The sequence below is a fragment of the Candidatus Desulfatibia sp. genome, assembly GCF_036446775.1.
Taxonomy (GTDB): Bacteria; Desulfobacterota; Desulfobacteria; order Desulfobacterales; family UBA11574; genus Desulfatibia_A.
In genome coordinates this window covers 1-10,248 of the sequence record NZ_JAZFTO010000358.1, presented here as the reverse complement: position 1 = coordinate 10,248, position 10,248 = coordinate 1, and the positions used below count along the sequence as shown (strand labels likewise).

The following is a 10,248-nucleotide window of genomic DNA, read 5'->3' as shown; positions in this document are numbered from 1 at the left end:
GCGGCAAGCCACGGGGTATCAACAAATGATATTTTCTATCTTAACGCAGCAAGCTGCGGGGAATTTAACCCGACAGATTCCGCAACCTTAATCGCGTATTCATTGTAATCTGTGTAATCTGCGAAATCTGTGGATTAAATCGTTAATTGGTTCACTTGTGAATTATCCATTTTGTTCATCCCGATGACATAGCCTCAACCATGCCTGCCGTTGAGCAGCTAACTCAGGGTAAGAAATTATAGACTTCAGCTTGATTTTAACAAGCTCTTCGAATAAAATTAGGGCATTGGTCCCGGTTACACTAAAAACTAAGAGGAGTGAAAAAAATGATGCCTGACAAAATCAACCAAATTGTAAAGACTCGCTACGGTAAATTCGCTGAAACAGGCGGCAGCAAGGAGGCCTGTTGACCCAGCAAGGAAAAGCCCGGTTCGGGCTTTGCCGTTGATCAGGGGGTTTATCCCCAAGAAGCGCTTTCCTCGGTCCCGGAGGTTGCTCTCAACCTCTCACGAGGTTGTGGCAATCCCACCGGATTTGCGAACCTTCAGTCCGGTGATGTTGTTGTGGATTTTGGTTGCGGCGGCGGGATTGATGTCATTTTGGCTGCCCGAAAGGTCGGGGAACAAGGTAGAGTGGTCGGGATAGATTTTACTTCAGAAATGATTGAGCGGGCGCAACAGGCTGTAACTGACTCTGACTTGCAAGGCAGAGACATTGAACTTCGTGTTGCGGATATGGGGAAGTCGCAACTTCCAAACGGTTTCGCCGATGTCGTGATATCTAACTGTGTCATCAACCTATGTCCCGACAAAGACGCAGTCTACGAAGAAGCCTCCCGGATACTGAAATCTGGCGGACGGCTCGCCATCTCAGATATTGTCCTCAATGAAGAAATCGATTCTCAATTGGGAGAGCGATTTCAGTCAACATGGGCTGGATGCTTGGGAGGGGCTATCCATGCAGAGGACTACTGGCAGACGGTGAGAAAAGCGGGTTTTACTGAAATTCAGATTGTGGCCCGTCATACCCTCACCCCCGAAGAACTCAAAGCAATGGCTTGTTGTCCGGGCGAAGAATTTACTCCACCTCCTAACAATGAAGACCTCATTCTTGTGGAAGAAAAAGTGGATAGTGTTAAATTCACGGCGGTAAAACCGTCTCTGGTTTGAGAAATTGAATTTAAAACTTGCTCTTGGAGCGTTTTAAAAAATAAATCATGAATCTCTTTTTTTTCCAATATTCCAGAAAGTGGTCAGAATAAGTCCAAGTACAATCGCCAGCATGAATCCCTGAAGGGTCTGGGCTGCATCCGGGTGAAACCTTGCGGGGTTGTTGTATGAAAGCAAGAGGCCTCCCATACGTAAAACCAACCAAACAGCCATGGAAATAAAAATGGCGTTTGGCAGCAAACTCTTAAAAGGGAGCCGGTCGCCTATCAGGGACATAAATCCGCCGATAACCATCCCAAAAACAGCTCCCCCAAAAGAGAATGTAATAACCTCTCTTAAAAGGCTTTCCTCAAAAGGGAAGATACCCGTTATATAGTTTACGAGGATGGATACCCATCCCCAGACAATGCCTGACAATATGCCCAAACAAATCCCTTTTTTTAAATTGCCGTGATCCATAATTATGCCTTTTCCTTAAAAGGTTTAAGTCTGCGCATACGCATTGTAACAACAAATAGGCAACGATACGGCCTTGCCTATATTTAATGACACGGCATTCCTACTACATGTCTGAAATCGTGGAAGGCGTTGTGCGCCCCCTGTGCAAAAGAGTCAACACCGTAGAAAATAATAACCATCATAAATGCAGTAGCGGCAAGAGCCATAAGCAACCGAGGTGATACTGAAAATGCGGTCTGACTAATAGTAGCGAATATTCTCATTTTCTTCTCCTTTTTAACAAAATAAATTCCATCTAAAAAAATCTTCCAACGTTATTAACACTGATCTTTCTTTTTTCACCCACCTCCCTTCTACTTTGAAAATAATTTAAAACCGGGACTTTGTCCCCTATGTATCGGCTATTATCAACCAAGTTTTCGTTGATTGCGGCGTTCGGCTTTGAATCGTTTGGCCTCTTCCTGGGACATGGCAACATACTCAAGCTCTTCGGGAGGAAGCTTGTAACGATCTCTTGGTTCCAGGTCTATTTCGCGCACGTCACAAAGCTGCAATGATTCCTCTATCCTCTTTTTTACGATTTCGACCAGCAGTTCGTCAAAACCGAGATTCTTGCCGAAAATCAGTTTGACGTCAGGGTACTTTTCCGATTCCTTCTTCATCTTAACCGGGATATCCAGCTTCATATGCAGCCCCAGATTCAGGAAGTACGGAATCAGCACTACCAGTTTCGCGCCCTGCTTTACGCATTTTTCCAGGGTCTCTTCAAAATGTGGTCCCAGCCGGGACATGTAACAGGTTTCAACAATATCGTAATGCCCGTATTCCGATAACCGGCATGCAACCTTTTCCATTGCTTCTCCCGCACCAGGAACCCGGCTTCCATGCGCCATAAGGATTATCGCATTCTTGTTTTTCCTATTATCCAACTTCCGCCCCCTTTTTCCGTTTCACCGCCTGGGCGCATAGGGTGTGAAGTACGCTTAGCGCAATGGGGCTGCCGCCCCTGCGTCCCTGGAGAAGCATGTATGGAATCCCCAATGACTATTCTTGGGCATATCACGGTCTTTGAAATGGACTCCAAAACAGTATAAATCCTAATGGAAATAAAGAGGGAGTGAAAGCCGGACGGACAAATATCTTTTAGATGCGCAGAATCTGGATGGGTAATAATCATTAGCCAAACCTTTCCACGAGTTCACTAATTCAAATCAATACTGGCAGGTCTTCTGACTTCCGGGTCATTCTACTTGCCACGCCTTCCCATGCTCACAAGCACAGTGGCTAATTGTGGCTTTCGTATCCGGTTACAGCGGCGGGTCCGTGACGGCTTTCTACCATCTTCCCTTTTTTGCCTCCTGCGGGAGGCAACCAGCATTCTGGTATTATTTAACATGAAGCCTTTAATGTGTCAAGAAAAAAGTAGTGAAGTGAAGTGATAAAAATTCCCTTTTTGAGCTCGGAATTCTGCATAGCTCAATCCCGGCTTTGTCTGTGCCGGTTCTGGGTCATGTATCGGTTCTCCGGTTAGGAATGGTACCAGTTCAAATTCAAGCAGGGTCTATCTTTATTTCTCATTTTGTTCTTGATAAACATAAAGCGAATACTTATCATTTTAAAAAGCAAATTTAACAACACCGGATGTGATGGCCCTTTTATTATCGTTCTGAAAGAATTTCGAACCTGTCACCCGACGGTGTTACATCGGACATCATACAAAAAATGGAATTTTCATGCAGCTGTCAATAGAATACTGCATAACCTGCAATTACAGGCCTATGGCGGCCAGTCTGGCCATTGTCATTAAAAAGGAAATCGGTATTGATACGCAACTTGTCGGATCTAAAAAAGCCGGCGCTTTCGAAGTCATCCTGGACGGAGAGCTGATCTTTTCCAAACTGCAGTCAAACTGTTTCCCCGATCATCAAGAAATCGTAGCAGAACTCAGGGCAGTGAGGTAAGCATGAATCAGAAGGAAAGATTGCTGAGGGCGTTAAAGCAACAGCAGGTGGACAGGCCGCCCGCGGCTGTGCCCACACAAAATGCCACGGCTGAAGTCATGGAAAAAAGCGGGTATAAATGGCCTGCGGCTCAAAAAAATGCCAAAGACATGGCCGGCCTCGCGTGGGCATGCCATGAGATCGGGGGCATTGAGAGCGTGAGAGTACCATTCGACATCAATGTCGAGGCGGAGGCCATGGGTTGCGCCACACGGTTCGGAGATGATTCGACAACCCCTCCCATGTCGACAATGAAAACCAAACAGGATTATGACTCAATCAAGATCCCTGACCCTTTAAGGGACGGAAGAATGCCCGAAGTTCTTGAAGCCATTAAACTACTTAAAGCAAAAACTGGTGACGAGGTTCCGTTAATCGCCGCCCTGGGAACCCCCTTTGAACTCCTCGCCACCACCCTTGATTTTGAAGAGATCATCATGGCATGCATCGAGGACCCGGAATTCATCGAAGCACAGCTTTCAAAGATGACCGAAATTGCAAAACAATATGCCAAGGCAATCGAAAACGCGGGCCCGGATGTGCTGATGCTGGTGGACGGTACTTCCCAGAGCATCGGTCCGACCTATTACGGCCGGTTTTCATTCCCGTATACCAAGTCACTGGTGGAATCTCTGAGCAAGCCCTCTATTTTGCATATATGCGGCAATCCCACCGTCATTCTGAAGATGATGGCGGAAACCGGCGTGAACGCCCTCAGTATCGATCACCCTGTTGACATCCAACATGCACTTGAGGTCACGGAAGGAAAAGTTGCGCTGGTAGGGAAAATTTCTCCCCAGACATTGCTGACCGGCAGCAGGGAAGATATCGTGGCCGAGACCGAGGAATCATTAAAGCTCGGGATGCACGTTGTCGCCCCCGGATGCGGCATTATTCCACAGACCCCGCTCGAAAATCTGAAAGCTTACTTTGAGTGTGTAATCAACTCTAAAAGCGCTTAAGTGCTTTCGATCAGATTAAAAAAATAATCAAGGGTAATCGGCTTGCGCTCGACGGGAAGATTGGTGAATTTGCTGAATTTTTCAACTTTTTCTTCATCAATGGGAATAATTCCTGTATCAAAGACGATTATCCGTTTGTAACCGTCGAACATTGTTTTAAAGTCAAAGTTGAAATCTTTTTTCCCGAGGGCAAACATCTTTTCCCAGTTGTTTACCCAGCCCGCGGAGAGGAAAAATGCCGTCCCCTCATTGTTGAGGCGCATGATTTCTTCAGGACCGACCAGCGCCTCAAGACAGTTTCCGGCATGGATCTTTTTTGCATCATATTGCTCCAGGATTGCCATGATCTCCGGATGGCAATGACCATAGAGCACTTTGAGCTCGGTCCCTGTCTTTTTGTTTTCCTCCAGAGCTTCGATCAGCGCCTCTTTCAATCTGTCAAAATTTACATGCAGCGCTGCTTCGAGATAGATTATTTTCCAATCCAGTCCCTTATCTCCGAGCAGATACTCCAGCTCCTCCTTAAATATCCCGCAGCTGATAAATATGATCGCTTTATTTTCCATTATAAAACCATGTTGGCATCAAATCCGGTTAGAATCGCCGCTGCTTTTTTAATCAAACCCAATTTCCTTTCTCTTTTCCAGAACGTGGCTTTCGATCGCCTCAGCGGCCCTGAACGGGTTGTCCTCAAGCAGCATTCTTCCGCCGGTAAGGTTCTCCATTTCTTCGGTTAAGTATTTCGTTACGAGCGAGCTTCCGCTTATCATAGGTTTTGGTGATACGTGGGTAAGAAGCCCAAACGCCAGAGCCGTGAATATGTCTGCAATGGCTTTCTGTTCCATGTACTCGGGAACAGATGCGGCCACCGGTACCTGACTGGTATCGCAGCCGATTGTCCATGCCAGCGCAGCAATGGTATCCAGAATTTTCCCCACATCCGTACATGATCCATAGGAAACAATCGGTGGAACGTCATGCTTTTCGCAAACGGACCTGAGTTTAGAACCTGCCATTTTCGTCATTTCCATAGTTGACATGCCCATGTTTTGATGAGTGGAGGAGCAGCAACCGGCACCGATGACCATGATGTCGCGCTTGATCAGCTCAATCGTGATTTCTTGAATTGATCGCCCGCCCATCTCGTGGCGAACATTCGTACAACCGACAACTGCCACAACCCCTTTGATATTGCCTTTTTTCATCTCGCCGATGAAAGTATAGATATCGTTGCCAAACATTTTCAGAACTGTTTCCGTTGTGTAACCTGCGATGCTCTCCGTCTTGGCTTTGGAAGAAGGGATGTTCATAATTCTTTTCTTGTCGGCCTTGCGTGCCTTGAAACACTCGACGGCAATTTCCAGAATTTTCTCGGCCTGCTGCTCGGCGATCTCAGGGTTGAAATCCAAACAATCCACATCCGGGAAGCGCACCACAGGGTCTGTGCTGATGAGCTTGGTGCCGTATTTGTCGGCAAACGCCTTCAGGGTCGGGACTGAGCAATTCATATCCATCATAAAAAGATCAACGAGGCCGGTTGCGATAAAAAGCTCTGCTTGAATCCAGTTGCCCAGTTGTCCGCCAAAAGTGTTTGTGTATTCTTCACGGCTGGAAACATTCATAAGCTGCTGTCCCGCACACAACGAGCCGTATAATTTAATCCCCGTGGCGCCGGCTGCGGCTGCGACCGACTGAATTTTTTTGCTACCGGCCTTCTCCAAAACAAGACTGGCAAAGACCGGCTGATGGCCGTTTGCGATGATATTGACCGTCTGCGGATCGAGGCAGGCAATATTGGTTTCTCCGGCGGTCAGATCTGCGGTGCCCATAATGACGTCCTGGATAACCGTAATTCCCCAAAGCGCGGCGTATTCATTTGCGTTGCCCAACCTGAGGGCTGTTTTAATGAGGTCAATAGGGTCATTGCTGACATTTGTCATACATTTGGTTAAGGCGGTTACGATTTCAGCGCTGGGTCCGCCGGCATAGAGGTCCGTTTTTTTCCAGACCTCTTTACGCTGATTCACAGCGAACAGGTCCATTAGGGTAAGGGGCTGGTCACCCGGTTTACTGATTTCATTTAACATGAAATCAGCAAATTCAACTGCCAGCTCATTTATAGGTCGTGTTTGATCAATCCCCAACCCCAGACACATCATCCGCAGTTTACCTTCATCTTTTACCTTAAGGGAAGATTTGCCCTCTCCGATGGCCTTCAAGGTGTTCGCCAGATTTCGGCACTGGTACGTATTGGCGGCCGTGCCCATAATCGTCAGTTGCAAAAGGTTGCGGGCCACAATCAAATCTCCGGTGGCTCCACAGACACCCAACGGAGATTTCCTGGTTATTCGGCAGGGACCATCCGAACATAATTGGCAGCTCAACCCTTTTTTGCAGTGTCCACACTGGGGCTGTTGAGTCGTAAACCTCTCAAAGACGGTAGGCATGCCTTGAGACACCGCTGCTTGATGTAGTTCATGACTTTCAAAATCCTGATGCTTTTGCTCAATAATGTCCTGTTTTTCAGACATTCAAACGCTCCTTGACAGAAAAACCACAGGTTGTAAGCCTGTGGTTTTTCAATTACTGTGGTTACTCAAATTTTTGCGGCTCAATGCATCCTGACTCACCCAAACTTACCATCATCAATGAAAAATATTCAGGGAGGAAGCTATGTTTGATCTGTTTTGCCTTAAGTCTAACCGCGCCTTACCTCTTTCAATTTGCCGGGCAGCAACACAGAAACCACCTGAATATTTTTCAGCCACGCATTACACCTTCTTAATTTCGGATCTTTTAACTTTAACGTGCTCACCGGATTCCAATGATATGCGTACGAACAGTCCGGAATAGTATTCTCTCTCCATGCACTTGTAAACCTTTGAATTTTCCAGTGTTACATCGTCTCCCTTGGTAGTCTTGGTTGCCTTGGTATCACTGATGTACGTAACTTTCATTGCTTTCCCCTTTCCAGCGGGTTAAATGCTGTTTGACGAATTAAGCGTTTTTACGACGCACCTTCCCCCTCGGGTGACAAAAGGTCTTCCACATGAGGAAACTTGTCAAACATATGTGGGAATTGCATCGCTTCACCAAAACGGTCGTTAAAGTCCTCTTCAAGGGCAAGTTCAACATATTCAACTTTGCCGGCAAGCGCATGGGCCTCCCGTCTCTTATCTACATTTAACAGCGCGATGCGGGCACCGTCACCCGCCGCGTTGCCTATGAACTCGACCTTGTCAAGGTCACAATCGGGGTACATACCCATTACCATTGCCTGCACTTTATCGATGTGGTTGCCGAATGCTCCCGCCACAGCCAACCTGTCAAACTGTTTGATACCCAGTTTCCGCATCATGATGAGAGATGCGGAGTATAGAGCACCCTTGGCAAGCTGTATGGCGCGCACATCCTTCAGGGTTACGACAATGTCTTCGTCTATCGCGGTCTCACGCTTCCAGGCGACAACATACTCGGCCACTATGCCCTCCATTCTGATCCGCGGTGATTTGAGATCTGTGTTGATCCGGCCGTTTTTCTTTATTATTCCCGCCTTGAACATTTCAGCGATGGCATCGATGATCCCGGAACCGCAAATCCCTTTTGTTTGCATATCCGTTTGGCCGTCACTCCACTGGTCATTTCCGATTACCTGGTAGGTTGGTTCCAGTGTTTTTTTGTCGATCCGCATTTTTTCGATTGCACCGGGGGCGGCCCGCATCCCGAACTCAATCTGTGCTCCTTCAAGTGCAGGGCCGGTGGCGCATGAGCAGGAAATAAGCTTGTCCCTGTTTCCGAGAACGAGTTCTCCATTGGTGCCGATATCAATCAGCAAAGTCATTTTTTTGCGTTTATGCGGTGTGTCGGCCAGCAGACAGCCTACATTGTCGGCACCCACGAAGCCGGCTATAATCGGTAATATGTGGATGTTTCCTGCCGGGAGGATCTGAATGCCGAGACGTTCGGCCTTTATATCCATTGATTTATGGAGAGCCGGGGCGAAGGGGGCCAGGCCTATATACTCAGGGTTGATCCCAAGCAAAATGTGATGCATGGCCGTGTTGCCGACCAGGGTCATCTCACTGATGTCCTCCGGGGACAATTCTACGCTCTCGGCCGCGTTCTTAGCAATGGTGTTAATCCCTTCAATAATTGCCTCTTGAAGCTCTTTCAGACCGGTCTCTTCATTCAGCATACAATAGGTAATCCGGGACATAACATCTTCGCCATAGCTCACCTGAGGGTTCATCATGGATTCAGTAGCCAGCACCTCTCCGGTAATCAGGTCGGTGAGGTAGCCTGCAACCGTGGTGGTACCGATATCAATTGCAAGCCCGATGTTTGTTTCAACCCTGCCGGCTTGCACCCGTATAATCTCGCGATTCTGCCACACGGTCACCGTTGCCTTCCAGTCCCCTGTTCTGAGAACATCCGGCAATACCTGAAGCACCCTGCAGTCTATTGACAGTTTATTAAGATTGAAAGTTGCCTCAAGGGCCTGGCAAAGTCGCTCAAAGTCGCCATAGGGATCTTCCAAGGATGGCGGCGGGAGTTCCACATAATACTTTTTGACCGCAGGCTTTATCTTAACCTTGATTTTCCCGGCGGCCTTGCTGATAATCTGCTTACCGGTACGGGTTGCCTCGGGGACAAAAACGAGCACATCACCCAAAACGCTGGTCGAACACGCCAGCCGGACATTGTTCTCCTTTTCCTTTTTTTTGAGAATCTCCATCTCTTTCTCGTCAACTTTGCCCACGTGTCTAATTGACGAGGTTATATCCTCTTTGGGAAACTCACCCTCCATAATTTTCACCCGGCACTTGCCGCAGACCAGGTTATCTCCGCATACGGCTTCAATACCAACGCCCAGTTTGCGCGCGGCATCGAGGATGGTCGTGCCCTCGGGCACATGTGCACGCCGGCCTGAAGGCTGGAAAATAATGGTATGTTCCATGAATTCAGAATGCTCCTTATTTAACGTTTTTCATTCCGTCCGGATATGGTTATGACTCAAGCCAAGTGATAAATCTTTCCCGTTGAGGAGCGGCGCCGAGCACAATCAATGTGCAAGGCACTCGGCCTCATTCATCTGCTGAAGCGTGGATCCGACTAAAGCCCCTTCTTGAGCGCTTCGAGCATTGCCATGGCTTCTTGCAGGGCGTTGGGAGCGTTATCGGCCGTGGAATCGGCACCATATTCCTCAACGGTTTTTTCACTGATAGGAGCACCTCCGATCATTATCTGCACATGGGGATTCTTCTCCTTTATCATGGGGATAAGTTTTTTCATCCCCACCATAGAGGTCGTCATCATGGCCGAAAGCATCACAATGTCAGAATCGGTCCGGAGTTGCTCCTCCACAAATTTCGTAATCGGAACATCGCGACCAAGGTCATGCACGGTCCACCCGGCCGATTCGAAGATGGCTTTAATGAGGTTCTTGCCCAGATCATGTACATCACCCTGCATAACCCCAAGCACCACCTGTCCTTTGGCCCCTGCATCAGTGGTCTTTATATGAGGCTTCAATATATCAAGGGCCGCATAGAGGGCTTTGGCACACAGGAGCGTTTCCGGGACAAAATACTCGTGGGTGTCAAATTTTTCACTGACAACCTCCATGCCGCCGGCTAAGCCTTCCATGGTCATGGTGTA

The 10,248-nt window shown here is 47.8% G+C and carries 10 protein-coding genes, 1 pseudogene and 1 riboswitch; of the genes and pseudogenes, 3 read left to right on the top strand and 8 right to left on the bottom strand.

The window, feature by feature from the left end:
- Nucleotides 1-545: 545 nt before the first annotated feature.
- Nucleotides 546-1,169 (top strand): annotated as a pseudogene (locus V3S16_RS16450) (methyltransferase domain-containing protein); the annotation flags it as partial.
- Between the two features lie 45 nt (nt 1,170-1,214).
- On the opposite strand, the gene V3S16_RS16445 reads toward V3S16_RS16450, so the two are convergent.
- The 3 genes from V3S16_RS16445 to V3S16_RS16435 form a co-directional block, all read right to left on the bottom strand.
- Nucleotides 1,215-1,628, bottom strand: coding sequence for a hypothetical protein (locus V3S16_RS16445; RefSeq protein WP_413886905.1), 414 nt, complete (start codon nt 1,626-1,628; stop codon nt 1,215-1,217).
- An 83-nt stretch (nt 1,629-1,711) separates the two neighbouring features.
- Nucleotides 1,712-1,834, bottom strand: coding sequence for a CbtB domain-containing protein (locus V3S16_RS16440; RefSeq protein WP_413886906.1), 123 nt, complete (start codon nt 1,832-1,834; stop codon nt 1,712-1,714).
- A gap of 201 nt (nt 1,835-2,035) precedes the next feature.
- Nucleotides 2,036-2,557 carry a sirohydrochlorin chelatase gene (locus V3S16_RS16435; RefSeq protein WP_413886903.1) on the bottom strand — a complete coding sequence of 174 codons (522 nt, stop codon included), beginning with the start codon at nt 2,555-2,557 and terminating at the stop codon, nt 2,036-2,038.
- Between the two features lie 272 nt (nt 2,558-2,829).
- Nucleotides 2,830-3,019, bottom strand: a riboswitch (cobalamin riboswitch).
- 342 nt (nt 3,020-3,361) lie between these two features.
- Here V3S16_RS16435 and V3S16_RS16430 point away from each other — a divergent pair.
- Both V3S16_RS16430 and V3S16_RS16425 read left to right on the top strand, forming a co-directional pair.
- Nucleotides 3,362-3,589, top strand: coding sequence for a SelT/SelW/SelH family protein (locus V3S16_RS16430; RefSeq protein WP_413886901.1), 228 nt, complete (start codon nt 3,362-3,364; stop codon nt 3,587-3,589).
- A 2-nt stretch (nt 3,590-3,591) separates the two neighbouring features.
- A complete protein-coding gene (locus V3S16_RS16425) occupies nt 3,592-4,590 on the top strand; it encodes an MtaA/CmuA family methyltransferase (protein ID WP_413886899.1) in 999 nt (332 codons plus the stop codon).
- Here V3S16_RS16425 and V3S16_RS16420 read toward each other — a convergent pair.
- The 5 genes from V3S16_RS16420 to V3S16_RS16400 all read right to left on the bottom strand — a co-directional run.
- Nucleotides 4,587-5,156, bottom strand: coding sequence for a DUF1638 domain-containing protein (locus tag V3S16_RS16420; protein WP_413886897.1), 570 nt, complete (start codon nt 5,154-5,156; stop codon nt 4,587-4,589). The two genes, V3S16_RS16425 and V3S16_RS16420, sit on opposite strands and share 4 nt — an antisense overlap.
- A 48-nt stretch (nt 5,157-5,204) precedes the next feature.
- Nucleotides 5,205-7,121, bottom strand: a complete 1,917-nt coding sequence (gene cooS, locus V3S16_RS16415; RefSeq protein ID WP_413886895.1) for an anaerobic carbon-monoxide dehydrogenase catalytic subunit — start codon at nt 7,119-7,121, stop codon at nt 5,205-5,207.
- Between the two features lie 240 nt (nt 7,122-7,361).
- Nucleotides 7,362-7,547, bottom strand: coding sequence for a hypothetical protein (locus tag V3S16_RS16410; protein WP_413886893.1), 186 nt, complete (start codon nt 7,545-7,547; stop codon nt 7,362-7,364).
- 50 nt (nt 7,548-7,597) lie between these two features.
- Entirely contained in the window at nt 7,598-9,547 is a 1,950-nt protein-coding gene (locus V3S16_RS16405; protein WP_413886892.1) for an ASKHA domain-containing protein, read from the bottom strand.
- Between the two features lie 155 nt (nt 9,548-9,702).
- A partial coding sequence (locus tag V3S16_RS16400) for a B12-binding domain-containing protein (RefSeq protein WP_413886890.1) occupies nt 9,703-10,248 on the bottom strand: 546 nt, incomplete at its 5' end.

What these genes read in the sequence shown, in the direction of transcription:
- V3S16_RS16405 (WP_413886892.1), bottom strand. Translation starts at nt 9,547, where the DNA reads ATGGAACATACCATTATTTTCCAGCCTTCAGGCCGGCGTGCACATGTG.
- V3S16_RS16420 (WP_413886897.1), bottom strand. Translation starts at nt 5,156, where the DNA reads ATGGAAAATAAAGCGATCATATTTATCAGCTGCGGGATATTTAAGGAG.
- V3S16_RS16425 (WP_413886899.1), top strand. Translation starts at nt 3,592, where the DNA reads ATGAATCAGAAGGAAAGATTGCTGAGGGCGTTAAAGCAACAGCAGGTG.
- V3S16_RS16445 (WP_413886905.1), bottom strand. Translation starts at nt 1,628, where the DNA reads ATGGATCACGGCAATTTAAAAAAAGGGATTTGTTTGGGCATATTGTCA.
- V3S16_RS16410 (WP_413886893.1), bottom strand. Translation starts at nt 7,547, where the DNA reads ATGAAAGTTACGTACATCAGTGATACCAAGGCAACCAAGACTACCAAG.
- V3S16_RS16440 (WP_413886906.1), bottom strand. Translation starts at nt 1,834, where the DNA reads ATGGCTCTTGCCGCTACTGCATTTATGATGGTTATTATTTTCTACGGT.
- V3S16_RS16430 (WP_413886901.1), top strand. Translation starts at nt 3,362, where the DNA reads ATGCAGCTGTCAATAGAATACTGCATAACCTGCAATTACAGGCCTATG.
- cooS (WP_413886895.1), bottom strand. Translation starts at nt 7,121, where the DNA reads ATGTCTGAAAAACAGGACATTATTGAGCAAAAGCATCAGGATTTTGAA.